24 protein-coding genes are annotated in these 25681 nt (G+C 67.7%); 2 read left to right on the top strand and 22 right to left on the bottom strand.

Going from position 1 to position 25681, the window contains the following annotated elements; genetic code table 11:
* Positions 1–15 precede the first annotated feature (15 nt).
* The gene (locus CSR00_RS13950) at positions 16–981 is read right to left on the bottom strand and encodes a DUF7064 domain-containing protein (RefSeq protein WP_099023005.1); all 966 of its coding nucleotides are present in this window, start codon (positions 979–981) and stop codon (positions 16–18) included.
* A gap of 208 nt (positions 982–1189) precedes the next feature.
* On the opposite strand from CSR00_RS13950, the gene CSR00_RS13955 reads away from it, so the two are divergent.
* Positions 1190–2212 (top strand): MBL fold metallo-hydrolase, encoded by a 1023-nt coding sequence (locus CSR00_RS13955; protein ID WP_099023006.1) that lies wholly within the window; start codon positions 1190–1192, stop codon positions 2210–2212.
* Here CSR00_RS13955 and CSR00_RS13960 read toward each other — a convergent pair.
* The 13 genes from CSR00_RS13960 to fabG form a co-directional block, all read right to left on the bottom strand.
* Positions 2209–3942, bottom strand: a complete 1734-nt coding sequence (locus CSR00_RS13960) for a class I adenylate-forming enzyme family protein (protein WP_099023007.1) — start codon at positions 3940–3942, stop codon at positions 2209–2211. The genes CSR00_RS13955 and CSR00_RS13960 overlap by 4 nt on opposite strands.
* Complete coding sequence (locus CSR00_RS13965; protein WP_099023008.1) at positions 3939–5582, bottom strand: class I adenylate-forming enzyme family protein; 1644 nt, start codon at positions 5580–5582, stop codon at positions 3939–3941. The genes CSR00_RS13960 and CSR00_RS13965 overlap by 4 nt, the downstream gene beginning before the upstream one ends.
* Before the next feature lie 5 nt (positions 5583–5587).
* Complete coding sequence (locus CSR00_RS13970; protein ID WP_099023009.1) at positions 5588–6448, bottom strand: SDR family NAD(P)-dependent oxidoreductase; 861 nt, start codon at positions 6446–6448, stop codon at positions 5588–5590.
* 177 nt (positions 6449–6625) lie between these two features.
* Positions 6626–7828, bottom strand: a complete 1203-nt coding sequence (locus CSR00_RS13975) for an acetyl-CoA acetyltransferase (protein WP_099023010.1) — start codon at positions 7826–7828, stop codon at positions 6626–6628.
* The gene (locus CSR00_RS13980; protein ID WP_099023011.1) at positions 7818–9173 is read right to left on the bottom strand and encodes an OB-fold domain-containing protein; all 1356 of its coding nucleotides are present in this window, start codon (positions 9171–9173) and stop codon (positions 7818–7820) included. The genes CSR00_RS13975 and CSR00_RS13980 overlap by 11 nt, the downstream gene beginning before the upstream one ends.
* A 62-nt stretch (positions 9174–9235) precedes the next feature.
* On the bottom strand, positions 9236–10444 hold the full coding sequence (locus CSR00_RS13985) for an acetyl-CoA C-acetyltransferase (RefSeq protein ID WP_099023012.1): 1209 nt from the start codon (positions 10442–10444) through the stop codon (positions 9236–9238).
* Positions 10441–10695 carry a hypothetical protein gene (locus CSR00_RS13990; RefSeq protein WP_099023013.1) on the bottom strand — a complete coding sequence of 85 codons (255 nt, stop codon included), beginning with the start codon at positions 10693–10695 and terminating at the stop codon, positions 10441–10443. Before CSR00_RS13990 ends, CSR00_RS13985 begins: the two co-directional genes overlap by 4 nt.
* Positions 10696–10705: 10 nt before the next feature.
* Positions 10706–11251 carry an aromatic-ring-hydroxylating dioxygenase subunit beta gene (locus CSR00_RS13995; protein ID WP_099023014.1) on the bottom strand — a complete coding sequence of 182 codons (546 nt, stop codon included), beginning with the start codon at positions 11249–11251 and terminating at the stop codon, positions 10706–10708.
* Between the two features lie 4 nt (positions 11252–11255).
* Complete coding sequence (locus CSR00_RS14000; RefSeq protein WP_099023015.1) at positions 11256–12524, bottom strand: aromatic ring-hydroxylating oxygenase subunit alpha; 1269 nt, start codon at positions 12522–12524, stop codon at positions 11256–11258.
* Complete coding sequence (locus tag CSR00_RS14005) at positions 12521–13306, bottom strand: enoyl-CoA hydratase/isomerase family protein (protein WP_099023016.1); 786 nt, start codon at positions 13304–13306, stop codon at positions 12521–12523. The genes CSR00_RS14000 and CSR00_RS14005 overlap by 4 nt, the downstream gene beginning before the upstream one ends.
* Entirely contained in the window at positions 13303–14106 is an 804-nt protein-coding gene (locus tag CSR00_RS14010; RefSeq protein WP_099023017.1) for an enoyl-CoA hydratase/isomerase family protein, read from the bottom strand. Before CSR00_RS14010 ends, CSR00_RS14005 begins: the two co-directional genes overlap by 4 nt.
* Positions 14103–14873 carry an enoyl-CoA hydratase/isomerase family protein gene (locus CSR00_RS14015; RefSeq protein WP_099023018.1) on the bottom strand — a complete coding sequence of 257 codons (771 nt, stop codon included), beginning with the start codon at positions 14871–14873 and terminating at the stop codon, positions 14103–14105. Before CSR00_RS14015 ends, CSR00_RS14010 begins: the two co-directional genes overlap by 4 nt.
* Positions 14870–15616 (bottom strand): 3-oxoacyl-ACP reductase FabG, encoded by a 747-nt coding sequence (gene fabG / locus CSR00_RS14020; RefSeq protein ID WP_099023019.1) that lies wholly within the window; start codon positions 15614–15616, stop codon positions 14870–14872. Before fabG ends, CSR00_RS14015 begins: the two co-directional genes overlap by 4 nt.
* A gap of 110 nt (positions 15617–15726) precedes the next feature.
* On the opposite strand from fabG, the gene CSR00_RS14025 reads away from it, so the two are divergent.
* Entirely contained in the window at positions 15727–16524 is a 798-nt protein-coding gene (locus CSR00_RS14025; RefSeq protein WP_099023020.1) for an SDR family NAD(P)-dependent oxidoreductase, read from the top strand.
* A 37-nt stretch (positions 16525–16561) separates the two neighbouring features.
* On the opposite strand, the gene CSR00_RS14030 is transcribed toward CSR00_RS14025, so the two are convergent.
* The 8 genes from CSR00_RS14030 to CSR00_RS14065 form a co-directional block, all read right to left on the bottom strand.
* Positions 16562–17044, bottom strand: a complete 483-nt coding sequence (locus tag CSR00_RS14030) for an Rv1363c family protein (RefSeq protein WP_099023049.1) — start codon at positions 17042–17044, stop codon at positions 16562–16564.
* 202 nt (positions 17045–17246) lie between these two features.
* The gene (locus CSR00_RS14035) at positions 17247–17882 is read right to left on the bottom strand and encodes an Rv1363c family protein (RefSeq protein WP_099023021.1); all 636 of its coding nucleotides are present in this window, start codon (positions 17880–17882) and stop codon (positions 17247–17249) included.
* Complete coding sequence (locus tag CSR00_RS14040; RefSeq protein WP_099023022.1) at positions 17846–19309, bottom strand: MCE family protein; 1464 nt, start codon at positions 19307–19309, stop codon at positions 17846–17848. Before CSR00_RS14040 ends, CSR00_RS14035 begins: the two co-directional genes overlap by 37 nt.
* Entirely contained in the window at positions 19310–20452 is a 1143-nt protein-coding gene (locus CSR00_RS14045; protein ID WP_099023023.1) for an MCE family protein, read from the bottom strand.
* The gene (locus tag CSR00_RS14050) at positions 20449–21831 is read right to left on the bottom strand and encodes an MCE family protein (protein WP_099023024.1); all 1383 of its coding nucleotides are present in this window, start codon (positions 21829–21831) and stop codon (positions 20449–20451) included. The genes CSR00_RS14045 and CSR00_RS14050 overlap by 4 nt, the downstream gene beginning before the upstream one ends.
* The gene (locus CSR00_RS14055) at positions 21828–23195 is read right to left on the bottom strand and encodes an MCE family protein (RefSeq protein ID WP_099023050.1); all 1368 of its coding nucleotides are present in this window, start codon (positions 23193–23195) and stop codon (positions 21828–21830) included. Before CSR00_RS14055 ends, CSR00_RS14050 begins: the two co-directional genes overlap by 4 nt.
* Positions 23192–24220 (bottom strand): MCE family protein, encoded by a 1029-nt coding sequence (locus CSR00_RS14060; protein ID WP_099023025.1) that lies wholly within the window; start codon positions 24218–24220, stop codon positions 23192–23194. Before CSR00_RS14060 ends, CSR00_RS14055 begins: the two co-directional genes overlap by 4 nt.
* A gap of 49 nt (positions 24221–24269) precedes the next feature.
* Entirely contained in the window at positions 24270–25679 is a 1410-nt protein-coding gene (locus CSR00_RS14065; protein ID WP_099023026.1) for an MCE family protein, read from the bottom strand.
* Positions 25680–25681 lie beyond the last annotated feature (2 nt).

Here is a 25681-nt window from a genome sequence, read left to right on the forward strand (position 1 = left end):
TCGCCGTCCTTTCGTTCATACGTGCGTTCCCACGGGTTCGCCGTCCACCAGCTGGTCGAGATACTCCGCCATCCCCCGCAATTCGCCACCCCCGTGCAGGCGCCACTGAACCGCGGACTCGACGATTCGGGTGCCCACCGTTCCGTCGGCGCTTCGGTGCCGGAGCGGCACCGAGGACAGCGACCGTCCCTCCAGCCGCCAGTTCCGCTGTCCCGCAGTCATCGAGAGGTCGATTCGCCGCTGGAATCCGGCATCGTCGCGCTCGGTGCTGATCGTCACGTCCGCACAGGGGTGCAGGCCGTCCTTGTCGAAAACGAACCCACCGAGCCGGCTGGATCCGTCCTTCTCACCGAAATAGGCCGCCATGAATCCGAATTCCCCGGCGCAACCGTGTAGCCATCGATAGAACCACGGCGCCTGCCAGGACCGCGGTCCCCAGGAGTGATCCCGCAACCCGTGTCCCCGAACGTCGTATCGGCGCTCGCCGATCTCGATCCGCCCCGTCACCGCGGCCAGTTGTTCGTAGTGGTTCGGCGCGAAGGACTGACCATCGGATTCGAAGGTCTGCTCATGGGCGGGAGCCAGCGCGTCGTAGCGCAGTTCGATGCGGGCCGAAGCCGTGGGGCTGTTCGTCAGCGCCAACTTCGGGTCGTTCATCAGCATCGGGTCGGCCAGGACCGAGATCTCTCCGGCGAACCGAACCCTGACCTCCTTCATGGCCTCCACGACGTCGACCGTCAGACCACCGGCATCCATGGCCGTATTCGTCGTCACGCGGGGCCGCTGGAATCCGAATCCGAGGCCCCCGCCCGGCAGGTAGATGCACACCGTGCGCTCGCCACGGCCCTCGTTCGGCCGGTTCGCAAGCCGGAGGAATCCGCCAACTTCGGAGAGTGGGTCGTGGAACTCGAAGTACATCGATTCGTTGAAGTTGAGTTCCGCCCCGGCCTCATGGGTGTAGTCATCGATCGCGGTCACCATGTCGCCCTCCTCAGCGGCTCGACAGCGCCCGCCAAACCGGGCGATCGCATGAGCATGACGGCGGACCTCCTCCGCATGTGTGATCGGGTTTCGAATTCGTCTTCGAGCACAAACGATGGCCTTCATCACGTAGGTATAGCGACGCTAACATAGTTTTCTAGTTTCTGTTAAATTCTAGACGGGGCAAACGAAACGGGAGAGGCAGCAGATGTCGTACGCATCGACGGCCGGCGTAGGCCACGGCCTGGAGAGGGTGACGGACAACATCGCGCGGCTGCCGCTGCCGCCACCCCTTCCGGATCTGAAGACCGTCAACGCCTACGTCGTCTCGGCCCCCGACGGCGTGACGCTGATCGATCCGGGCTGGGCCTACCGGCCCGGCGAGACGGCGTTGCTCGACGCATTGGCCGTCCTCGACCGCACCCTCGGCGATGTGCGCCGCATCCTCGTCACACACCAGCACTGGGATCACTATTCGCTGGCGGTCAAGTGGCGCGACGCCTACGGGATCGAGTTGCTGCTCGGATACGAGGAGCGCCACAGCATCGAGGCGTTCGCGACGCTCGACGGGGTACATCCACGGCAGGTCGGCATGTTGATCGAGGCCGGGGCGGCCGAACTCGCCGGCCAGGTCGCGAGGCTCGAGTGGGAGCCGCACGAGAAGGGTGTGGCCTTCACGCCACCGGACCGCTGGCTCCACGACGGTGAGGTCATCGATTGCGGCCCGTCGCACATCACCGTGCGCGCGACACCCGGGCACACCAGGGGTCATGTCGTGTTCGAAGACGAGGCGCACGGCGTCATGTTCACCGGTGACCACCTGCTGCCCCGCATCACGCCGTCCATCGCCTTCGAGCGCACCCCGGAAAGGCTGCCCCTGCGGTCGTATCTGGCCTCCCTGCGCCTGTTGCTGGGCCTGCCGGACGCGCGGATGCTCCCGGCTCACGGGACGACCGAGCACACCACACGGGCACGCACGGCCGAGCTCCTCGACCACCACAGCACCCGGCTGACGCAGGTCGCCGACATGGTCGCGGCGGGCAATCCGACATCCTTCGAAGTAGCCACGAAGATGCGGTGGACTCGGCGCGAACGTCGACTGGACGAACTGGAGATCGTGCACCGGATGATGGCCGTCCTGGAGGTTCAATCCCATCTGGACGTGCTGGTGTCCCAACGGGTCCTGCAAAGTGACGTTGTCGACGGCGTGCGCCAGTTCTCCGTGGCCTAACGACCCGCGTCGAGCGGTGCCCCGCGACTGAGCTGCTGCACCAGGCGGTACTTCTGCACCTTGCCGGTGGGTGTGGTCGGGAGTTCTTCCGGCCGTAGGAACACCACCCGCTTGGGTACCTTGAAACGCGCGAGTTCCCGCCGGCACAGCGCCAGCACGTCCTGCTCGGTGATCGAGTGGCCGGGGGTCCGAACCACCACCGCGCATCCGATCTCACCCCAGCGCTCGTCGGTCAGTCCGACCGCGAACGCCTGGCTGATCCCGGGGTGGCGGCCCAGGACATCCTCGATCTCCTTGGGCATGACCAACTCGCCGCCACTCTTGTACAACTCCTTGCTGCGTCCCGTCACCTGGACGTGGCCGTCCGGGCGGACCCGACCCAGGTCGCCCGAGTACAGCCATCCATCGCGGATCGCACGCGCAGTCTCCTCCGACCGATTCCAGTACTCGTGCATCATCGTCGGGCCCGTCGAGATCAATTCGCCTTCGGCCCCGGCCGAGACCTCGGCGCCGGTGTCGGGATCCACCGCGCGGTAGATCACCAGGGCATCGGCGCCCGGCACACCGGCAACGCCCGCCATCTTGGGCCTGCCCACCGTGTCGGAGAGTTCCTCGAGCGGACCCTCGGGCAGGGTCAGCGTCATTGCTCCGCCGCTCTCGGTCATGCCGTATCCCGTGACGATCTCCTCCACACCGAAGTCCCGGCTGACCTGCCGCCAGAGCCAGACCGGTGCCGGGGCGGATCCGCACAGGATGGCACGGAGCGAGGTCAGGTCGTAACGGTCGCGGGCCGGGCTCTCCACCATCGCCACGGCCATGGTGGGCACGCACAGGAGATCGGTGGCCCGGTGCTCCTCGATTCCGCGGAAGTAGCCCTCGGCGCTGAATGACGGTTGCAGGATGACGGCACCGCCCACGAACATCACCGAGAGCAGGCCCTCGACGTAGCCGAACATGTGATAGCACGGCAGGGAATACAGAATTCGGCGTCCGTCCTCGTAGGCCCGGGTGAGCGCGGACGCATAGGCCGTGCGCAGCAGCGCATCATGGGACACGACCACCCCTTTGGGGAGACCGGTGGTCCCGGAGGTGTACAGCATGGCGCCGGGCGCCATCGGGTCCACCACCGGGGCCGCGACCGCCGACCCGTGGCGAACTCCCAGGTCCGACAGACCGGCCACCGTCAGCGCGTCGCCGCGCGCGGCGACTCCGGTGTCGAGTACGACGACGTGGCGCAACTGGGTGACATCGTCGGATTCCGCCGGTCGGTGAGCGAAGCCGGGAAGGTCCCAGCCCGGAACGATCCCGTCGAGCATCTCCTGATAGTCGAGCGAGCCGAACTCGGTCATGGTGACCAGGACCCGGCATCCCGAATCCCTGAGTACGAAGGCCAGTTCACTCTCGCGGTACAGGTAGTTGAACGGCACCGCCACGGCACCCGCACGCGCGATGGCGAAGTTCACGGAGACGAAATCCGGATAGTTCGCCATCACCATGCCGACCCGGTCCCCCGGCCGCACACCCAGCGCGAGAAGGCCCGCTGCGAGTTGTCGTGACCTCTCGGCGACGTCGTGATAGGTCAGTGACACCGAGTCGGCCAGCACGAAGGGCCGCGACGGGTACTGTGCCGCGCAGCGGTCCAGCCAGGCTGCCAGGCTCCGGGCCTGCCACACCGGATACCTCTCTCGCAGCGACCGGCGGCGCGTCTCGATCGGTGGTCGGGTGCTCACAGTTCGCGAAGCTCCCGGGCGAGAAGCGCTTCACGTAGCGCGAACCGCTGCACCTTACCCGTCGGAGTCGTCGGGAACTCGTCTACGAGGAACCACCGGTCGGGGACCTTGTACGACGGCATGTGCAGGCGGGCGTGCTCGACCAGGCTCTCCCGCAGCCCCTCGTGGGGGCCGTCGGCGACCCGGCACGCCACCGTGACGATCTCGCCCAGACGGTCGTCGGGAAGCCCGACGGCGACGGCGTCGAGGATCCTCGCGTGGCGCGCGATGACCGACTCCACCTCGACCGGCGAGATGTTCTCCCCACCGCGGATGATGAGTTCCTTGAGTCTGCCCGTCACGCGGAGGTAGCCGCGTTCGTCCATGCTGCCGAGATCTCCGGTCCGCACGTAGCCTTCCCGATCCAACGCGCGTGCTGTGGCCTCCGGATCATGCAGGTACTCGACGAACTGCTGGTACCCACGGGCACAGATCTCCCCGGTCTCACCCACCGCCACGACATGCCCGGTCTCGGGGTCGATGACCTTACAGTCGACCTGCGGCAAGGGGCGACCAACGGTGCCGAGCTGGTCCCGCCTGGTGTCCCCGGGGCGCGTCAGCGAGAGAACGGGCGCGAGCTCGGTCTGGCCGTACAGGTTGTAGACGCCGGCGCCGAAAACCGCAGCGGCACCGTCGATCAACTCGCTCGACACCGTGGACGCACCCCCCATGATGACGCGAAGTCGGGGAGCGGGTTCCCCGCTCTCGCGCTGACGCTGCAGCAACGCGTGCAGCACCGTTGGCACGTAGAACAGGACCGAGACGTCTTCCCGCCGTAGTGCGGCCAACACCTCACCGGCGTCGAAGCGTTCCCACAGTACGAGTGTGCCCGCCACCCACAGCGGACCGAGGGTCGCGATCACACACCCCGCGGTGTGGAACAACGGCAACGGATTGAAACAGACCGCACCGTCCGCGACACCCGTGGCCTCCATCGTCAATCTGGCGACGTTGATCAGGGCGCGGTGGGTGAGTAGTACGCCCTTGGGGCGCCCGGTGGTCCCGGACGTGTACTGGAGCATCACCGGCGAATCCGGGCCCGGCGCTTCGGTCTCACCCCGGTCCGGGCCGGGCCACGCCATCCACTCGTCGCGCTGCGACAGCGAAATACACCGGATGCCGGAGAGACCGGCGCAGACGGTCACCGCGACCTCGGCCATCGCGTAATCGCGACTCACGTCCGCGTGCAGCAGCACGCGGGCCCCGCTGTGCCGAAGCGCATAGTCGAGGTCGTCGCCGCGCAGCACCGGATTGAGCGCCACCAGCACGACCCCCGCGAGCGCGGCGCCGTACTGGATGACCGTCCATTCGATGACGTTTGGCGCCCAGAGTGCCACGCGTTCGCCCGGTGCGGCCAATTTCCTCAATCCGGCAGCCACGCGGCGGGATTCGTCGTACAACTCGGCGTAGGTCAACCGGTCGGCCGCCCCGCTTCCGTGCCGGACGCCGACCAGGGCCTCTCGGTCCGGGTGTGCGGACGCGCGCCCGGCCAGCAGCGCACCCACCGTGTGGTCGACGAGCGGGACCGAGCGGTCCGCCTGTCGATATGCCTGCACAAGGGGGCTCGTTCCGAGTCCCGCAGCGGCAGACGGCGTGCTCATTCCGCTCAGACCGGGTTGCGGCCAGGCTTGGCGTCGGACATGTCACTGATCTGCGACCAACGCGTCGCGATTTCCTCCAGGGTGGGCGGCGAGGCGAACGTGACGCCGTCGTTCTGGAACTGGGCCACTCGCTGCACCAGGCCGCCGCCGACGACGAACACCGATGCGGTGTCCTGGTTCTCCTCGGATACCAGATACCCCACCGCGGGTGCGACCAGTTCCGGGTCCAGCTTGTCCAGCAACTCCTGCGGCGCGATGTCGGCGGTCATCCGCGTGGCCGCCAGGGGGGCGACGGCGTTGGCGGTGATCGAGTACTTCGCACCCTCGATCGCCAGCGTGTTGATGAGCCCGATCAGCCCGGCCTTGGCGGCAGAGTAGTTCGCCTGCCCGAAATTCCCGTACAGACCACTGGTCGAGGTCGCGACCACGATGCGGCCGAAACTCTGTTCGCGGAAATGGGGCCACGCCGCCCGGATCACGTTGTAGCCACCGTAGAGATGCACCTTCTGCACGGAATCCCAGCTCTCCGCGGTCATCTTGTGGAAAGCGCCGTCTCGAAGAATGCCGGCATTGCTCACCACACCGTGCACGGCGCCGAACTCGTCGATCGCCGTGGCGATGATCGCCGCCGCCCCGTCCGGATCGGCGACGGAGTCGTAATTGGGCACGGCCCGCCCGCCCGCACTGCGAATCTCGTCGACCACGGCGTCGGCTGCCTGCGAGCCCGCACCGGAGCCGTCGCGCGCGCCGCCCAGATCGTTGACGACGACGAGAGCGCCGTTGGCCGCAAGGAATCGGGCGTAGGAACGGCCCAGACCACCCCCGGCACCCGTGACGACGACGACCTTGTCCACAACTCCCGACACCTGTGCTCCTCCACTTCCGCGGTACGTCTGTATTGAATCTAGGTTAAAAAAGTAGCGCTCGTCAAGAACGGTCGCTGACTATCACGATGCGGATCGCCGGGCACGCCCGGGCCGTTGTGGCATACGGGCGGCGATACTGTTCACCGTCGACCGTTCACCGTCGACCGTTCACCGTCGTCAATTCCGTCCACGCCGCTCACTCGACACGATCGACACGAAGGACACACACCCACCGGGTCGCCCGCCCAGGTTGTGGGTCAGCGCGGTGTGCGGGTCGGCCAGCTGCCGCTCACCGGCTTCGCCGCGGAACTGTAGCCAGGCTTCGTACAACATTCGAAGCCCACTGGCGCCGACGGGATGACCGAAGGATTTCAGCCCGCCATCGGGGTTGATCGGCAGCCGGCCGCCGGCGTCGAAGTCACCGCCGAGCACGTCCTTCCAGGCATTCCCGGTGTCGGAGAACCCGAGATCCTCCATCAGCACGATCTCCGTCGGTGTGAAGCAGTCGTGGACCTCGGCGAGGGAGAGTTGTTGCGCCGGTCGATCTATTCCCGCCTGGGCGTAAGCGTCCTTGGCGGCCTTGACCACCTCCGGAAACGTGGTGTAGTCGAACGCGGAGTCCATCGATCCGCGCGTGGACCCGGCCACGAGTGAGAGTCCGTCGACGAACATCGGACGGTCGGTGAACTCGTGGGCCCGCTCCGCGGGGACGAGGATCGCGCACGCCGCGCCGTCGGACACCCCCGAGCAGTCGAAGACACCGAGCCGTCCGGCCACCTTCGGCGCCCCGTCGATCGTCTCCCGGGCCACCGGTGAACGGAACTGAGCCTTCGGGTTTCGGGTGCCGTTGTCATGGTTCTTCCAGGCGACGTGAGTCATGGCCGCCCGCATCTCGTCGGGATGCACGCCGTAGCGGTCACAGTAGGCGGGGTCGAGCAGCGAGAAGGCCGCCGGAGCCGTCATCGAGATCTCCGGGGCCGTGCCGTCCCCCGGCGGGTCCTGACGCAGCAACCCCGAGTAGCCGGAGTCCTTCAGCTTCTCCACTCCCACGGCCATCACGATGTCGTAGGCTCCGGCCGCCACCGCGTAGGCCGCGTTCCGGAACGCCTCCGACCCGGTTGCGCAGAAGTTCTCCACTCTGGTCACCGGCTTGTCGTCGCTGCCGATGGCTCGGCTGAGCGTCAGCCCACCCAGACCGGAGCTGAGAGTCCCCAGCCAATACGCGTCGATCTGGTCGCGGGCGCCGCCCGGCAGGGCGGACGTACATTCCTGGTATGCCTCCAGGATGAGGTCATCGGTGGAGGCATCCCATCGTTCGCCGAACTTGCTGCAGCCCATCGCCACGACGGCGACCTTCCCGGCGATTCCGTTACTCGGCATTGTGCTGCACCGCCTTCCAGAAGTAGTCGTGCACCCCGCCGGCGGTGAACAGCCGCCGGAGGCAGAATCCCACCCTGGAGCCCACCTCCAGCTCGTCCGGGCGCGCGTCGGCGACCTCGAGCGTGCATCGGCCCCCACCGTCGACATCGATCACCGCCTGCACCATCGGCGGTGACGGTGAGAAGGCCAGACGGTCCACCGTGTAGGTGACGACCGTCCCCGCCAGCTGCGCGACGGGCACTGCGGTCATGGCGTCCACCGCGTGACACCCGCGGCAGACCCGAAGGGGCGGCAGGTGCGTGAAACCGCATTCCGTGCAGCGTGACCCGGTGAACCCGAACTTCCACTGCTCGGAGCGCGCCGCCGGTGGTGCCGCGGCGCGCTCGGGCTCCGGGCGGCGCGGGGGCTCCATCTCGACCAGGCCGCGCCAGGCCAGGTAGGTCAGGTGGGCCACGGGCATCCCCCGGGTCCGCTGGGTGGCCAGCGGCACGGGCTGCCGTCGTGCGGGGAGCTCCACGGTGGCGCGCAGCACAACGGCGTCACAACCGTCGGTTGCGGAGAGCAACAGGATCGTGTCGCCCGGGTCGGCCACATCCAGGACCCCGGCCAGTGCGATGAAGGGGTCCGCGGCGCCGGTGTGGCCGGCAGGCGACGTGGTCACCGACTTCTGGCCCTTGACCAGGGTCGGCGCCCGCTTGACGATCGCGGTGTTGGGGCAGGCCAGCACGACGTGATCGGCATCGGACAGACCGGCCTCGTCGAGAGCCTCACGCGCGGCGGTGCGGATCAGCGCGGCATAGCGGTGGGCGCCGAACCGTTCCTCCCACTGCTGGCCCGTCGCCGCGGCCGGGTCGCGCCAGCGGTCGAGGAACTCACTGGTTTGCGAGTGCGTCGCGAGAACATCGGCGATGGCGTCACCCTCGCCGAACCACAGCGCCGCCGCGCCGTCGCCGCCGGTCTTCTCGTCGGCCGAGCCCGGCTTGCCGACCCGCACGTCCGCGGCCGCCACGAGACCTCCCGCACGCGCGGCCGACAACATCGCCGCGATACTGCTGCGGGCCGTCCCGCACAGATCCGCCGCGAGAACATCGGCGGGCAGCCCCAGCGCGGCATGGACCGCGGTCGCGTTCGTCTTGTCGGCGTACGCGGGCGTACTGGTGGCCAGGTACAGCGCCGCGGGAGCCTCGCCCGGACGCAATGCCCGGCTCGCGGCCGCGGCGGCCATGGTGGTCGAGTCCTCGTCATAGGACGCGACGACCCGGTCTCCGCGCTTCAGCCCGATATCGGGGCCACCGAGCCGGTACCGCGGCAGATAGCTGGCGTAACCCTGCAGTCCGTACTTCATGCTGTGCTCTTCACCGCCCGTTCACTGCCCGTCGCTGCCCCGTCGCTGCCCGTTACTGCCCGTCATGCGGCGCTCCGGAACACCGCGGCCAGCCCCTGACCGCCCCCGATGCACATCGTCTCCAGTGCCAGTCCGCCGCCGCGGCGCCGCAGTTCGTAGAGCATGCTGGTGAGGATGCGGACCCCCGTTGCGCCGATCGGATGTCCGAGCGATATGCCCGATCCGTTGACGTTGAGGCGGTCCTCGACATCGCTCAGCTTCACCCCCCACCCCGAAAGCACTGCGAGCACCTGGACGGCGAAGGCCTCGTTGATCTCGATCAGCGCAAGATCGTCGAGTGTCAGTCCGGTCCGTGCGAACAGCTTCTCGGTGGCACCGACCGGACCGATGCCCATCCGCGAGGGCTCACACCCCATCGCCGCCCAGCCCTCCAGGAATCCGACGGGCTCGAGCCCGAGCGCGTCGAGGCGATCCTCGGCCACCACCAGGCATGCCGCACCCGCATCGTTCTGCTGGCTGGAGTTGCCCGCGGTGACCGTTCCACCGGGCTGGATGGTGCGCAAACGGGAAAGACTCTCGGGGGTGGTGTCCGGGCGGATGCCCTCGTCGCGATCCACGATGACGGGGTCTCCGCGGCGCTGCGGCACAGCGATCGGCACCATCTCCTCGCGGAAGACGCCGGCGTCGTGCGCCGCGGCCGCTCGTCGATGACTGCGCGCCGCGAGTTCGTCGGCGGCGACGCGGTCGATGCCGTAGTCCGAGGCCAGATTCTCGGCGGTCTCGATCATTCCGCTGATCTCGCCGAACCGCCAGACCGGCTGGGACAGCTCGCGCCCGCGGTCCAGGCGGTCGTAGAGCATCTGATTTCCCGACCGTGAACCCCACCTCGCCGTGGTCGTGTAGTGCTCGATATTGCTCATCGACTCCACGCCACCCGCCAGGACCACGTCCGCGGCACCGGTCTGCACCGTCATGGCCGCGGTGATCACCGCCTGCAGGCCACCGCCGCAGCGCCGGTCGATCTGCAACCCGGAGACACTGATCGGCAGCCCGGCGTGCAGGGCCGCCCATCGTCCGATGCACGGCGCCTCCGAGTTGGCGTACGACTGCGCCATGACGACGTCTTCGATGGCCTCGGGTTCGACACCGCTCTGGGTGACCACCGCGTTGATCACGTGCGCCGCGATGTCCTCGGCCCGCATGGGACGCAGACTGCCGCCGAACGTCCCGACCGGTGTGCGCAGCGGAGAGACAATGGCCGCGCGCCTCATTCGTCACCTCGCCAGCGGTCGGCCGACGGATCCAGCAGGCTGTCGAGCCTGCTGCCGGGCAGCCAGACGAGGGTTTCGAGTTCGAGGGCGTCGAGGAAGCGGACCCGTCCCGTTCTCAGATCCTCCAACCTCAATCTCGGAGAATTGCCCTGTTCGTCGACTCGCACTGCCACCTGGGCGAACTCACTTCCGATGACCGCACCCACTCCCGGGATCGTCACCGCCGCCGATGCGCCCAACTCGTTGCCCATGATCGCTCCTTTAGATGAGGAAGCTCAGTGTCGGCACCGGCCGGTCGGCATCGACCAGCTGTACCTTCTTGTATGCCAGTCGCAGCTCGGAATCGACCCGGCGCAGGCGGTAGGTGGTACGCCCCGCCCAGATATGGTTCCCACGCGGGCGCGCCTCGACGACGACGAAGTTCGCGCCCACCTCCAGGTCCGTACCGCCTTCGGAATTTGGCTGCCCACTGAGGAACTCGATGTTGGAGATCAGTCTCCGGAGGTGCGAGGGCGGCGCCTGAGCGTAGCGGCGGCCGGTCCGCACCTGCTTGAGCCTGGTGGCGATGCGACTGCGGTTGTCGCAGATGATCGACATCTGGCGATCGGGGTCGGCGTCATCCGAGGTGGCGGGGACCCAGTACAGCGCATCGTCGGTCCACAGCGATTCCCAACCGTCGTAGTCGTTCTCGTCGGCCAGACGTGCTTCCCGGTAGAGAAACTGCTCCACCTCGAATCGATCGAAGCCCCCCGGTATGGCCCCGGGCACAGGGGTGGATTCGCCCGCCGCGGCGTAGGTGGTGGTCATGACGTCAGTCCCTCTCCATCAATGTCCGGTAATGGGACCAGAAGCCGCGCATGCCGGTCTCGTCCGTGTTCGTGCCGATCGTGAAACCGTTGGCGTCGATGGTCTCTCGGTTCATTCCCCGCCGGACGTCGAGCCACTCCGGCGACAGGGCGGCGATGCCTTCCTGGTTTCGTTCGTACATCTCGGTGTCGTCGGCCAGCAGCATCCCGGCCGGCCCGACCGACCCGATGCACTGGGACACCATCCGCCGGTTCAGCTCCGGCGCGCCGGCGAGTTGAACCGCCGTCGCGTACTGCACGCACTCGTCGACGGCAACCGGCTGGATGTTGAAGACCTGGATCTCGGCGATGAACAGGTTCGGGAAGATCATCACATGAGGGGCGCCCTCGATCAGGATCTCCTCGGCGGCGTCGCCGTGCTTCTTCCGCATGGCCGACACGTACTCCGGCACCCGGGACTCGGTCGTCCCGAACCAGCGCATCGGCTGCGCGAACTTGCGAAACTCCGGACGAAGGTCGTTCTCGCTGTGACCGTTGCCGAGGTCGCGGGTCACCGCGGTCGAGGAATCGCTGTAGAGCGGAGCGATGGTACTTCCCGTGACCCCGAAGATGGATCCGTGCACGAACTGCGGGTGATATCCGTCGGTCTCGTTTTCGGCCAGCAACTTCCAGTTGGCTCGCGTCTTGTGCTGAAGCCAGCCCGCGGTGAGTTCCACCCGGCCCTCCGGCGACAGGCGGGTCAGGCGGTCGATCTCCCCCGCGGCCGCGCCGAGATGCTCGACCAGCGTCGGCCCCTCGGGCGCGAAACTGCCGAACACGAAACCGCCATAGGAGTCGACGCGGGGCACCCGCCCCATCGGCAGGTCGAGCTTGCGCCCGCCGTACCCCTTGAAGAACGGAAAGCCGATGAGATCACCGTTGTTCCGGAACGTCCATCCGTGGTACGGACACCGGAAGGTGCTCGAGTTTCCCTTCGCGTCTTCGCACACCTGGTTGCCGCGATGGGCGCAGCGGTTGAGCAGGAGGTGGATCTGACCGTCCCGGTCCCGGGTCATGATGACGTCCTGCGGTCCGAGCTTCTTGCGGACGTAGTCGTTGGGCTGAGCGACCTCGCTCTCGTGCCCCACGAAGACCCAGGTGCGGTACCAGATCTTCTCCAGCTCCTCGGCGTAGATCGAGGGATCCGTGTACAGCGTTCCGTGTACCTTGTCCGGGCGGATCAGCCGGTCGTATCGGCTGGCGGTGCCGGGGGCGGGGTCGATGACAGCGGTCATGGGTGAACTCCTTGTCGTGAGCCGAACGTGGGGCGTCGCTTCTCGCGGAACGCCGCAACGCCCTCCGCGAAGTCCGCGCTTCCGAAGAGCCTCGCCTGGTGCGCCGCTTCCCGGTCCAGGACGTCCAGCGGATGCAGCGACGGGGCCACGGCGAGCAGCTCCTTGATGACGCCGTAGGCCTCGGCCGGCCCGGCCGCCAGGCGGTGTGCATCGGCCCGGGCCACCGCTAGCGCTTCACCCGGTGCGACGACGGCGTCGACCAGGCCCCAGGCGGCAGCCGGCTCCGCGCCGATCGGTTCGGGCAGGAGCAGCATCTGCCGCGCCCGCGCGACTCCGACGCGGCGTGGCAGCGACGCGAACGCGCCCATGTCGCCGGCGAGACCGACGTTGGTGAACGTCGTCGCGAAACGCGCGTCGCTCGCGGCGACCACCCGATCACAGGCCGCCGCGAGCGCGGCCCCGGCACCGAACGCCGCACCCTCGACCGCGGCGATCACCGGTTTCGGGGTCTTCCAGATGGCCCGGATCACCCGCTGCGCCAGCTGAGCGCGGTCCATCGCCTCCGCTTCGGACATCAGCTGCATCGTCGAGATGTCCCCCCCGGAGCAGAACGTGCTACCGGCCCCGGTCAGGACGATTACGCGGACCCCCGCGTCGGCGTCGGCGTGCTCCAGCGCGTCGGCGAGTTCGAGCCGAAGCGGAATGTCGATCGCATTGCGTACCTCCGGACGGTCGAGCACGATCGTCCGGACGGCCCCGTCATCGTGGGTGCGCACGTTCATCGGCCGGTAAACCTCGGGGCTCGACGTTCGATAACCGCCCGCAACCCCTCGAGCGCGTCGGCGGTTCCGGACAGCTCGGAGACGGTGCGCGACTCCTCCGGCAGCCGCTCCTCGATGGAGGCTCCGACACCCGACCAGACCAGCCGTTTGGTCGCCGACAGCGCCCGGTGGGGCATGGCCGCCAGATCCGCGGCCACACTTTCGGCGCGCACGTGCAGCTCGGCGTCCTCGACCACCTCCGTGATCAGGCCGATCCCGGCCGCCTCCTCGGCGCTCAGGGTCGGGTTGGTGAGCAGGATGCGCAGCGCCTGACGCAGTCCCACCAGCTGAGTGAGGGTGACCGAGGAGCCTCCGTCGGGCGCCATCCCCACCCGGACGGCACCGGAGAAGAACCTGGCCGACCGTGCGGCGATCACGATGTCGGAAGCGCAGACCAGCCCCAGGCCACCCCCGCCGGCGGCAAAACCCTGCACCGCCGTGATGACCGGGACCTTGAGTTGGATCAGGGCGGCGGTGGCCAGTTGCAGCCAGGCCGTGGCCTCCCGCAGGTAGTCCGGTAGCGCCGCGCCCTTGGATTCGAAGGTGTGGATGTCACCGCCGGCGCAGAAGTTGCGGCCCGCGCCGGTGAGCAGCACGACCTTGACCGCGGGGTCGGCGTGGCAGGACAGCACCGCCTCGTGCAGCGCCTTGAGGGTGTCGACGTTGAGACCGTTGGAGGTCTCCGGGCGGTTGAGCCGAATGCTGGCGACACCGTTGGCCGCCACGTCCCGCAGCACCGCTGCACCCACGGTTGCCGTCATGTTCTGACCTCTCTGCTCTTGAATGCGGACACGCCTGCCTGTCCCGCCTGACCGGCGATGCGGAGCACGACGGCATCGGTCTCGTCCGAGCTGGCACGGCCGAGGTCCTTGCCCAGGCCGTCGATCACCAGCCGCTTGATGGACGCGACGGCGGAACGGTCGCGGCCGGCCAGCCGCGCGAGGAACTCCTCCACCGATTCGTCGAACGACGCCGCCGGAAAGGACCGGAACGCCAGACCGAGTCGGACCGCGTCGAGGCCGGAGATTTTCTCGCCGGAGAGCAGCAGGGCCAGTGCCTGTTGCCGCCCGACGATGCGGGGCAGCCGCGCCGTGCTGCCCCCGCCGGGGATCATGCCGTAGTTGACATGGTTATCGGCGATCCTCGCCTCGTCGGCGACCAGCACGATGTCCGCGGCCTGCATCAGTTCGAATCCGCCCGCCATCGCGACACCGTCCACGGCGGCGAGCACGGGCACCTCGGCGCGACCGATCGCGTCACAGGCGGCCTTGAATGCCGTGAAGAGTTCGCGCAGTGCGGCCGCACCCTCGGCGCGCAGCCGCTGTACTTCGTCGAAGTCGCCACCGGCGCAGAAGTTGTGTTCCGCGCCCCGGATGACGATCGCGTTGACGTCGTCCCGATCGCCCAGCTCGGTGATCGCGGCCTCCAGACTGCGGGCCAGCTCGACGTTGATGGCGTTCATCCGGTCCGGGCGGTTCAGCGTGATACGCCCGATCCCGCCGTCGACCGTGCTCAGGACCGTCTTCACATGTATCTCCCGCCGCCGACCTCGATGACCGATCCGGTGATGTAGCTGGAGAGATCCGATCCCAGGAAGACCACGGCCCCGGCCACCTCGCCGGGCTCACCGGCGCGCTTCATCGGCACGTCGGCCTCCCGCCGGGCGAAGACGTCCGGCGGCATGGCGGCGGTCATCGGGGTGCGGATCAGGCCGGGTTGAACGGCGTTGATGCGCACGTTGTGATGGGCGACTTCCTTGGCCGCCGCCTTCGTCAGGCCGACGATTCCGGCCTTGGCGGCGCTGTAGTTGGTCTGCCCCGGGTTTCCCGACTTCCCGGACAGCGACGAGATGTTGATGATGCTTCCGGACTTCTGCTCGCGCATCACCGCCGAGGCCTCCCGGATTCCGAGCCAGGTTCCGCGCAGGTGCACGGTGACGACCGCGTCGAAATCGGCCACCTGCATTTTCTTCAGGGAGGCGTCCCGGGTGATTCCGGCGTTGTTGACGAACACATCGAGACGCCCGTACTGACGGGCCGTGCCGGCCACCAGTGCCTGCATCTGTTCTTCCGAGGTCACGTCGCATACCGCGCTGCTGCACTCGCCGCCGGCGCTGCCGACGTCTTCGGCGGCGTGGCGGGTCGCGTCCTCGTCCAGGTCGGCCAGGACCACCCGCGCACCGTGCTGAGAGAGCGTGCGCGCGATCTCGCGGCCGATGCCCTGAGCAGCGCCGGTGACCACCGCGACTCTTCCCTGCAGCAGCTTCTCCATACCGGCTCCCGTCGACCCTCGGACGTAGACAAATCTAATCTATATTTCTAATCTAGGTTAAATCACATGACCGGGCGGTTTCAACCACACTCCGCCGAGGAAGGAGCCTCATGGACCTCGGGCTGGCCGGCGCGCGAGTCGTCGTCACGGGTGGCGCATCCAATATCGGGCGGGGAATCGTCCATGAGTTCGCCGCCGAAGGCGCGCGAATCGTGCTGAACGACATCGACGAACCCCAGGCGAAGAAGGTCCGCGACGAAGCCGTTGACCTGGGTGCGGCCGCGGTCGAGCTGGCGATCGACGATCTGACCGACCCGGCGGCCGCCGAACGCACGGTCGGGCTTGCGGTCACGACGTGGGGCGGGGTCGACGTCCTGGTCAACAACGCCGGCTGGAGCGTGCCGGGATTCGTCGCGACCGACACCGACCGGGACAAGTGGCAGCGCACGGTCGAGGTGAACTTCTTCAGCGCCGTCGCCGCCACCCAGGCCGCGATCGGCCCGATGAAGGAGGCCGGCGGCGGGGCCATGGTCTTCATCGCCAGCGACGCGGCGTTCGGTCAGATCCGCCAGGGAATCTACGGGGCGTCCAAGGCCGCGATGGTCGCGTTCGCGCGCACGACGGCGCGCGAACACGGACGACACGGGATCCGCTCCAACATCGTCTGCCCCGGTCTGGTGATGCCCGAGGGTCCTGGTGCCGTCGGCGCCTCGAGCCTGTGGGCCGTCGGCGAGGACGAGGTGTTCAACCCCAAGCAGATCGACTTCATGCTCAAAGACACACCGATGCGCAGACTGACCACCGCCGAGGACGTCGCCCGGGCGGTGCTGTGGTTCTCGTCGCCACGGGCCGCGCGCCAGGTGACCGGTCAGATGATCTCCGTCAGCGGCGGATACACGATGCCCTGACTCCCGTCACCGGTGACGCCCTAGATGGGATCGAATCCTAGATGGGATCGAATGAGGAGATCAGCCATCGCCCGTCGACCTTGTCCAGCCCAACCCGCACCGACGACGCGGTGTCGGTCGGGGTGCCGGTGCCGACGATCGATGTCTGGTTGACGAAGACGAGCACCACCGCATGGGTACCGGTGGCCGAGACCGACGCGGCCGCCGGAACATTGGCGATCGCGGAGATCTTCTGCTGCTGAGCACCGGGGATCACCACGTCGTGGATCAGCGTCCCGTAGGAGTCGCGGAACGGTCCGGTGAGCCGGGCCTGAGCCGACTCCAGCGTCTCCCTGACGGTGTCGGGTTGGTAGGACAGCAGCGCCACGGTGCCCTCACGCGCGGCCGGCACCGATTCGGCCGCCGCCACGCGTGCGTCGCGCGACGACCCGTCGTCCCATTTCAGCCACCCGGCGACGGCGGACAGCGCGATGATCAGCAGCGGGAGCAGCACGAAGGCGACGACTCCGCTCCATGACATCCGGGCCGACATCCGGGCCGACATCCGGGCCGACATCCGCCGTTTCGGCACCGGATCCGTCGGTGCCGTTCGTTCGTCCGGGCGGCTCTCGCCGGCCTGATCGGAGGCCCGATCGTCGTGGCCCGCGCTCGCACCGGACGGGGTCTCGGTCACCGTGTCGGTGTGTGTGGGCACTCCCACTCTCCTTCGGGAATCGCTGCGGCTACGGTACGAACGCGACGTCGGACACCTTGATGTCACCGCTGTCACCGCCGGTCTTCTCGACCGAGATCCGCATGCGCCATGCGCGCGGCTTCTGTTCGGTCCCGTCGGCGATCGTCGTCGTCACGCTGACCGCCACCAGAACCTGCGCGTCGTGATCGGTCTCGGACTCGACGCCGGCGGACAGCACGGTCCCCACTGATTTCGAGCGGGCCTTCTTCACCACCTCGATGAAGGGCCCTGCGCGGTTGCTGAAATCGTCGTAGAACGTGCCGGTCGCCGTGTCCAGGATGCGTTTGACGTCACCGTCGACCTGGCTGTAGTCGATCGTGGTGAGGTTGATCGCACCCTGGCGGGCGACCTGGAGAAACATCGCCTGCTGTTCGTCGAGCTGGCGAGTCTGATGCGCGCGTACGGCCAGCAGCCCCGCCAGGGAGACGAGGCCGACGGCCATGACGATTCCCACCACGAGAGCGAGCCTGGTCGGGTTTCGGCGCCACGACGACCCGGTACGGATAGGACCCGCATCGGTATCGGGAGGCGGCGTCCCGTCCGGGCCGGTGACGCCCTCGGGGTACTCCAGCACGTCACCGCCGGGGATCAGTTCGCTTTCGGCGGCATCATCATCGACTGCCATGTCTGCTCCTGGGCGTTTCGGGCCAGATCGGCCTGCGTGTAGACGTGTCCGTCCGGCCCGACATAGCTGCCGGTGGCGGGGTCGTACTCCGCGACGGCGATCGGCGGCGTGGCGGGTTCGGGCGTGGCCGCCGGCGGCGCCGCGTCGGGTTCCTCCCCGGGCGGCAGCTGCGGGACGGCCTGCCCCGTCGACGTCGCGTTCGGATCGCCCTTCCAGTTGAATCCGTCGTTGAGCGGCACATAGTTTTCGTCGCTCTCGCACATCTTCACCGTCGGTGCCCGTTTGCCCGGTCGTGTCTCGCACGGCAGGTTGCGTGCGCCGCGAACGTTGAACTGCGCGTCCTGCGGTATCCGGCAGTAGAAGTCGCCGGCGGGCCGGTCCGGAAAGTCGGTCAGACTGGTCGTCCTGGCCTGCTGCGGCGGGAGGTACCCGGTCACGCATGGCGGCGGCAGGTTGAGGTTGAGGTTGAAGCTCAGGAACGCGCCCTTGTAGTCCGGCTTGGTGTCGCGGTTGGTCAGGCCGGCACCCTGCACCACCTCGACCGCCGAGGGTGCGAGCACAAGGAGTTGTTCGATGTTGGGCTGGTAGGTCACCGCCACCTCACCGAGTGTGACCAGGTTGGCCAGCACGATGGGCAGCGTGGGTTGCAGCCGGTCGAACAATTGCCGCACCTGATCGGCCGCCTGGGGACCGTCGGTCAGTATCCCCTGAACCGACTGATCCTCGCTTTGCAGCTGGGCGGTGATCGAAGCCATGTTGGCGGCCCAGTTCTCGATCGACCCGGCCGTCGCCGTCTGGGCGTCGAGGATCGGTTTCGAATTGTCGATGAGGTTGGTCAGGGAATCGAGATTCTTGCGCGCATCGATCGCCAGGGTTTCGGAGCCCTTGACCAGCCTGGCCAGATCCGGCCCCAATCCCCCGACCGCGGTGGCCGCCTCGTCGACCGCCGTCTGCAGGTTGTCACCCGGGATCGCTTCGAGCCCTTTGTCGGTGGCTGCGAGCAGCGTGCTGATATCGGGCGGCACCGAGGTGTCTGCCCGGGGGATGACATCGCCGGCCTTCAGTGGGGGCCCGTCGCCGCGTGGCAGCAGGGCGACGTACTGCTCCCCGATCGAGGAGACGCTGTGCACCTCGGCGGTCAGGTCGCTCGGGATGGGGATGCCGGATTTCAGCGCCAGGTCGGCGACCACACCGGTGTCGCCGAGGCGCACGTCGGTGACCTTGCCGACCTCGGTCCCCCGATAGGTGACGTTGGCGTTCTTGTAGAGCCCACCGGATTCGGGCAACTCCACGGACACCTTGTACTGGCCGACTCCGAACAACAGCCCGGGCAGACCCATGTAGTTGAAGATCATGATCGACCCGCCGACCAGGGTGATCACCGCGAAGAACGCCAGCTGGATGAGGATTCGTCTGCTGAGTACCATCTAGGGCCCCTGGTTGAGGTGGTAGGGGACGATCAGCGGGTTACCCGCGGTGTAGGGGCTCGGTAGCTGTCCGATGGTGCGTCCCCACTGCATCTCGAGTTCGGTCAGGTCACCCTCCCACCGGGTACCGGTGAAGAACGACGAGTCCAACCGGCTCAGCGTCAGATCGATCACCGCGGTCAGGTTCGCGTAGTCACCCCGGAACCACTTGCTCAGCGTCTCCTTCACGAAGGGATAGACCGAGAAGAAGCTCAGGGACCGCGTGAGCGCGGGGCCCGAGTCGGCCAACGACTTCAGCACCGGGCCGATGTCCCTGAGCTCCTGGACGAGCGCTTCCTTGGTCTGATTGCTCGAATCCGCCGCCAGTGCACTGAACTTCCCGAGCTGATCGAGGGCGTCGACCAACGTGTTGCGTTCGTCCTCGATCGCGGCCAGCGCGTCCGGGATGGTCTCCAGTGCCTTGTCGACCACGGGTCGCTGCTCGGCGAATCCGGATACCAGGTTGTTCAGGCTGTCGTTGGCGGCGATGATGTCGTCGGTCTGGGCATTGGTGTTCCTCATGAAGACGTCGAGCTGGGTGATCAGGCTCTTCAGATCCTCTTCACGGCCGGCGAATGCGGTGCTGAATGCCGTGGTGATGTCCTGGATCTGACCGATTCCACCACCGTTCAGCAGCAGCGACACCGCAGCCAGCGTCTGTTCGGTCGAGGGGTAGCCGCCCCCGGAGGCCAGGGGAATCAGCGAGCCGTCGTGCAACCTGCCCTCGGGCGGCTCGGCGACCGGCGGTGCGAGCTCGATGTGCAGGGAGCCCAGCAGACTGGTCTGGCCGACGGTCGCGGTCGCGTTGGCCGGCAGGTCGACGTCGCCGTCGAGTTTCATGGTCAACAGGGCGTGCCAGCCCTGCCGTTCGATCTCGGTGACGGTGCCCACGTTGACGTCGCCGACCCGCACGCGCGAGTTCTGCTGGATGTTGTTCACGTCGGGCATCTGCGCCTGGATCGTGAAGGCTCCCGGGCCGTCGCCCTCGGTGCCGGGCACCGGCATCGAGTTCAGGCCGCGCCACCCGCTGCAGCCGCTGAGAAGCGCCGACAACGCGGTCGCCGCGACCGTCACCGTGACGAGGAACCGCTGCCGCCGGGTCATGAACCGGCTCCGGCGGGGACCATCATCCCGGGAAGCCCGGCGGCCGGATCCGTCTGTACCGCCTCGGCAGGTAGTGGCGGCGCGGGGGCCTGAGCCGCGGGCGGCGCGGGGGCCTCAGCCGCGGGCGGCGCAGAAGCCTCAGCCGCGGGCGGCGCAGGAGCCTCAGCCGCGGGCGGCGCAGGAGCCTGAGCCGCGGGCGGTAGGGGCGGGACGAAATCCGGACGCATCCAGTCCTCGCTGTAGGTCACCTCGTTGGGACGCGCGGTGGCACCCACGAAGGGGTTGATGCCGAGCGGGAAGAAGTTCATCTGGCGGTTCTTCACGATCGGGGCCAGGTACTGCGCGCACAGCTTCGCCGACTGCTCGGCACCCAGCCGCGAAGCTGCCTGCACCGCACCGCAGATGAAGCTGATCGGATCGCTGAAGTTGTTGGTCGACAACGCGCCGGTCAGCGTCCCCTGAGCGGGTTGGTAGATGTTGATGAAGTTCTGTAGCACCGTCGGCGAGATGTGCAGCAGTTGTTCGACGACGTCGATGCTCTCGGTGACCGTCTGAGACACCGTGGCGAGCCGGTCGGAGGTCGTCCCGAGCGCCTCCCGGTTGTCCGCGACGAAGTTCGATACCTCCCGCGAGACGTCACCGACGTTGCGTACCGCCCGGCTCAGCTCGTCTGGATCGTTGGCCAGCGTTCCACTGACCGACGCCAGGTTCTGATTGAGCTGCTTCATCACCCCCGAGCTGTCCTGGAGGGCGGAGACCAGAAGCGACAGATTGCGCAGCGTGCTGAACAGGTCGGTGCTGTGGTCGCCGAGCGCGGAGGTGGCCGCGGACAACTTGATCAGGGTGTCGCGGATGCTGGCGCCGCGACCGCGCAGGTTGTCGGCGGCGGTGTTGACGACGGCTCCCAGCGTGCTTGTGCCGCCGGCCTCGGTGGGCTGCAGCATCTCGGTGATCCGCTGCAGCTGGGTCCGGACGTCGTCCCATTCGACCGGGACAGCCGTGCGGTCCCGCGGAATGACCGCCCCGTCGGCCAGCGTGGGTCCGCCGGTGTAGGCCGGCGTGAGCTGGATGGCCCGTGCGGTCACCAGCGACGGCGCCAGGATGACCGCCTTGGCGTCGGCCGGCACCTTGTACTTGTCGTTCACCCAGAGGCTGACCCTGACCTGTTGCGGCTGGACGTCGATGCGGTCGATCTCCCCGACGGGGACACCGAGGATGCGGACCTCGTCACCGACGAAGAGCCCGTTCGTGTTGTCGAAATAGGCGACAACCTTGGTACGCGCGATATCCGTCGTCGCCGGGATGATCACCACGAGCCCGGCGATCAACAGCAGCACCAGGCTCAGTACCACGGCGATTCGAATTCGTGGCTGCGTCATTGCTGGTCTCCTCCGGGAACGACGGGACGCCCGTCGGGCCCGACCTCCGACGGTGCCGGCTGGAACACCGGCGCCGGGGTCGGCTCGGGGTGGGACTCGTGGCCCGGCCGTTCGGGTGCCGGTGGCCCGGGCGGTGGTCCGCCCGCCGGGGCCGGTGGTCCGGGATCGCGGTAGGGATAGCAGCCCGGCCCGGGCAGCGGTATTCCGGGCGGGCCGCACTGCCGGTCGCCGGGATTGCCGGTGATGGCGTCGGGGATGGTCAACCTGGGCTCACCACTTTGCCCCGTCCGTGGGAAGGGAACGGGAAGCGCGGGAGTACCGGGCTGGCCGATCTGGGGATCGGTGCGTTCCGAGGGTGCCAGGACGTGCGGATCCAGGCCCAGATCGGAGAAGGCGGCGTCGATGAACGGCTGGATGAACTGCCCAGGTAGAAGATTCGACAGGTACGCCTTGAAGAACGGGCCCGACGCCACCGACTCCCCCAGGGAGAACGCGTAGGTGGTGAAGCCCTTGATCGACTCCTGCACCTCGGCTTTGCGGTTCGCCACGATGGTCAGCGCGCCGTTCAGCTTGTCGAGGGCGGGTTTTAGTGTGTCGCGGTTGTCGCCGATGAAGCCCTTGATTTCGGTGGCGAGGACCGAGATGTTGTTGGAGATTTGATCGAGCGCGGCTCGCTGTCCCTCCAGCGCCACCAGCAGCGCGTTGGATTCGCGGACCAGTTGAACGATCTTGTCGCTGCGTTCGGCGAGGACGCTGGTCGCCTTGTTGGCGTTGGCAAGCAGCGCGCGTAGCTGTTCGTCACGGCGGTTGAGGGTGTCGGAGAAGCGGCCGACACCCTCGACGGCGACCCGGAGGTCTTCGGGAGTGTTGCGAAACGTGTCGGCCAGGGTCGACAGCGAGGCCGAGAGCTGGTCGGTGTTCAGTCCGCTGATCTGAGCCGTGATGTCGCCGAGCGCATCCGGCAGTTGGTAGGCCGACGTCGTGCGTTCCAGCGGGATGATGCCCTGCTGTTCACCGTCGCCCCGGGGGGTGACATCCAGGACCTTCGAGCCGAGCAGGCTCTTCGTCTTGACGGCGGCCTCGGTGCGGTCGCCGAGGTGGACTCCGTCGTCGATGTTGAACCGGATGAGCACACGGGCCTGGTCGAGGGAGATGCTCTCGACCTGGCCGACCTTCATTCCCGAAACCTGCACATCGGCACCGGAGGTGAGACCTCCGGCTTCGGCGAAGTAGGCGGAGTACGTGGTCTCACCGGAGACCAGGGGCAGCTTGTCGTAGTTCAGGACACCGGCACCGATGGCCACGACCGCGATCACGCCCACCGCTCCGATGGCGACGGGGTTTCGTTCCCGGAATGGCTTCATCGCGGCGTGCACCTACCCGAGTCCTGGCCGGCTACCTTCACGTAGACGGGCTGCCCGCCTTTACCGTTCAATTTCAGTACCAAATCGCAGATGTAGAAGGAGAAGTAGTCACCGTTGAGTCCTTGCCGGCCCAGGATCCGGTACGCCGCGGGCAGTGTGGCCAGCAGGTTGTCGACATAGTCGTGGTCGGCAACCACGATGCCCGCCGTCCGGTCGGTTTGTTTGACCGTGTCCGCCAGCGGCGGCCGAGCCTGTGCCAACAGGTCGGCGATGCTGGCTGCCGAGGCGTTGGTGTATGCCACGGCGTTGCTCAGATCGCCCTTGCGCGCTTCGAGGGCGTGGACGATCTCGGACAGCGAGTCGACCGCTTTGCCGAACTTCTCCTTCTGATCGCCGAGTGATCCCAGGACGGTGTTGAGGTTGGTGATCACCTGGCCCACCAGTTGGTCACGGTCGGCCAGGGTGTTGGTCAGGGCCGCGGTCTGCGAGAGGAACGACCCGACTGTGGCGCCCTGGCCCTGCAGCGCCGAAAGTAACTGCCCGCTGAGCGCATTCACCTGATCCGGGTCCAAGGCGCGGAACAGCGGCCGGAAACCGCCGATCAGGGCGTCGAGGTCCAATGCCGGTGAGGTGTGGTCGAGGGGGATCGTTCCGCCCGGTTTGAGCACCGCGGGCGACCCGGCGCCCTCCTCGAGGGCAAGGTAGCGGCCTCCGATGACGTTGTCGTAGCGGATCGCCGCACGACTACCCTCTGTCAGCACGACCGAATCCTCGGCCGTGAACGCCACGGTGACGGTGCTGTCTTTGTTGAGGGCGATGTCGTTCACCTTGCCGACCTCGACGCCGGCGATCCGCACGAAATTGCCCTTCTCCAGGCCGGTCACGTTCGTGAACACGGCCCGGAACGTCCGCGTCTCGCCGAAACGGAACTGCGCGAAGATGCTGAGCAGGGCGAACATTCCCAGCGAGGCGACGATCACGAACGCAGTGAGCCGCCAAGCTGCGCCCGGCAGGTTGTCTCTCACGTCGATCGCCTCTCACGGTGGTCGGGTCTGGGTGGTCTGAGGGGGACGATCATCCCGGCGGCGGGGCCGACGGATCCGGTGCCGGCCCGCCGATCCCGGGTGGTATCGGCGCCTGCGCCTCGGCGGCGGCCGGGGGTGCAGGAGGCACACCGGGGTACAGCGGTACGCCACCCGGCCCGTACTGCGGAGCACCGTAGGGCGGGGCTCCCGGATAGGGGATCGGGCCGGGGGCGGGACCACCCGGGTAACGGATGCTCGGAGGTTCCGGGACACCGCGTGTCACCGGGAAGAAGTTGGCCCAGCCGGGGAAACCGATGCCCGGGTTCGGCCGGTAGTCCAGGCCTGTCCCGAATCCACTGTTCGTGATCAGGGCGCGCACGGGCCAGTTGTCGGCCACGTCGGGAAGCGACCCGCATCCGGGCCTTCCACCCGGGCCGCCCTTGGCACCGTTGACCGGGAGGTTCTGCGGGTAGCGGTAGGGGTCGTCGCCGAGCAGTAGTGCGGAGTCGACGATCAGCGACTTGCCGTTGGCGCCGCCGGTGTAGTCGGCCTGGCCGAAGTCGATGGCGTTCTTGGCGCCCAGGATCAGGCAGGTCAGTTCGGGGTTGTACTTGTTCACCAGACCGGTCGTGGGACGCAGGGTGTTGACGGCCGTGACCAGGTTGTCCTTGTTGGGCCCGAGAAGCTGCGTGCCGCTGGTCGAGAAGCCGATGACGTTGACCAGCAACGAATCCAGGTCGTGGGTGTGGTCGGCGATGGTGGCGCTGGTGGTGCTGGCGGCGTCCAGGATGCGGATGATGTCGGGTGCGGCCGCGGCGTAGGTGTCGTTGAAGTCTCGGAACGCTCGCCAGTCCTCGCCGATGGCATCCGACCGTGCGTTGAGCGCGGTCAGTACCTCGTTGGCCGAGGTCGTCGCCTCTCCCATCCGGGGCCCTTGACCGCGAACGCCCTCGGCCACGGCGGAGAGCACGGAGTTCAGCTTGGCCGGATCGATCTTCTTGATGACGCCGACGAGGTCCTGGAACACGGTGTTCACCTCGGTGCTGACGTTCTGCGAATGCAGCACGTCACCCGCCGCGAGCACCTTCGTCGACGGGTCCTCGGGGAGCATCAGGTCGACGTACTTGGAGCCGAAGACGGTGGTCGAGGCGATCCGCGCCTGCACGTTGGAGGGCAGGTAGCGGACCTTGTCGGGGTCCAGCTCCAGCTGCAGGCTGACCGGGTCGCGGCCGCCGGTGATCGACCCGACGCGCCCCACCTGCACGCCACGCAACTTGACCTTGGCGCCGACCTCCATCACGAGGCCGGCACGCTCGGATTCGAGGGTGACCGGGACCGACCGCCGGAACGACCCGTTGAACAGCGCGCCCGTGAGGGCGATGCACCCGACCGTGACGACGATGAGGATCGCTGTCCACCAGTCGGGGTGAATACGCGCTTCACCTGCTCGGCGTGCCATAC

It is taken from the genome of Mycolicibacterium palauense, assembly GCF_002592005.1.
Taxonomy (GTDB): Bacteria; Actinomycetota; Actinomycetes; order Mycobacteriales; family Mycobacteriaceae; genus Mycobacterium; species Mycobacterium palauense.

Excerpts from the sequence above, each read along its gene's own strand:
- CSR00_RS13980 (WP_099023011.1), bottom strand. The coding sequence starts at position 9,173 with ATGAAGTACGGACTGCAGGGTTACGCCAGCTATCTGCCGCGGTACCGG.
- CSR00_RS14065 (WP_099023026.1), bottom strand. The coding sequence starts at position 25,679 with ATGGCACGCCGAGCAGGTGAAGCGCGTATTCACCCCGACTGGTGGACA.
- CSR00_RS13950 (WP_099023005.1), bottom strand. The coding sequence starts at position 981 with ATGGTGACCGCGATCGATGACTACACCCATGAGGCCGGGGCGGAACTC.
- CSR00_RS13975 (WP_099023010.1), bottom strand. The coding sequence starts at position 7,828 with ATGCCGAGTAACGGAATCGCCGGGAAGGTCGCCGTCGTGGCGATGGGC.
- CSR00_RS13985 (WP_099023012.1), bottom strand. The coding sequence starts at position 10,444 with ATGAGGCGCGCGGCCATTGTCTCTCCGCTGCGCACACCGGTCGGGACG.
- CSR00_RS14040 (WP_099023022.1), bottom strand. The coding sequence starts at position 19,309 with ATGGTACTCAGCAGACGAATCCTCATCCAGCTGGCGTTCTTCGCGGTG.
- CSR00_RS14030 (WP_099023049.1), bottom strand. The coding sequence starts at position 17,044 with ATGTCATGGAGCGGAGTCGTCGCCTTCGTGCTGCTCCCGCTGCTGATC.
- fabG (WP_099023019.1), bottom strand. The coding sequence starts at position 15,616 with ATGGAGAAGCTGCTGCAGGGAAGAGTCGCGGTGGTCACCGGCGCTGCT.
- CSR00_RS14035 (WP_099023021.1), bottom strand. The coding sequence starts at position 17,882 with ATGGCAGTCGATGATGATGCCGCCGAAAGCGAACTGATCCCCGGCGGT.
- CSR00_RS14025 (WP_099023020.1), top strand. The coding sequence starts at position 15,727 with ATGGACCTCGGGCTGGCCGGCGCGCGAGTCGTCGTCACGGGTGGCGCA.
- CSR00_RS13955 (WP_099023006.1), top strand. The coding sequence starts at position 1,190 with ATGTCGTACGCATCGACGGCCGGCGTAGGCCACGGCCTGGAGAGGGTG.
- CSR00_RS14045 (WP_099023023.1), bottom strand. The coding sequence starts at position 20,452 with ATGACCCGGCGGCAGCGGTTCCTCGTCACGGTGACGGTCGCGGCGACC.
- CSR00_RS13965 (WP_099023008.1), bottom strand. The coding sequence starts at position 5,582 with ATGAGCACGCCGTCTGCCGCTGCGGGACTCGGAACGAGCCCCCTTGTG.
- CSR00_RS14010 (WP_099023017.1), bottom strand. The coding sequence starts at position 14,106 with ATGACGGCAACCGTGGGTGCAGCGGTGCTGCGGGACGTGGCGGCCAAC.
- CSR00_RS13990 (WP_099023013.1), bottom strand. The coding sequence starts at position 10,695 with ATGGGCAACGAGTTGGGCGCATCGGCGGCGGTGACGATCCCGGGAGTG.
- CSR00_RS14055 (WP_099023050.1), bottom strand. The coding sequence starts at position 23,195 with ATGAAGCCATTCCGGGAACGAAACCCCGTCGCCATCGGAGCGGTGGGC.
- CSR00_RS14000 (WP_099023015.1), bottom strand. The coding sequence starts at position 12,524 with ATGACCGCTGTCATCGACCCCGCCCCCGGCACCGCCAGCCGATACGAC.
- CSR00_RS14050 (WP_099023024.1), bottom strand. The coding sequence starts at position 21,831 with ATGACGCAGCCACGAATTCGAATCGCCGTGGTACTGAGCCTGGTGCTG.
- CSR00_RS13995 (WP_099023014.1), bottom strand. The coding sequence starts at position 11,251 with ATGACCACCACCTACGCCGCGGCGGGCGAATCCACCCCTGTGCCCGGG.
- CSR00_RS14005 (WP_099023016.1), bottom strand. The coding sequence starts at position 13,306 with ATGAACGTGCGCACCCACGATGACGGGGCCGTCCGGACGATCGTGCTC.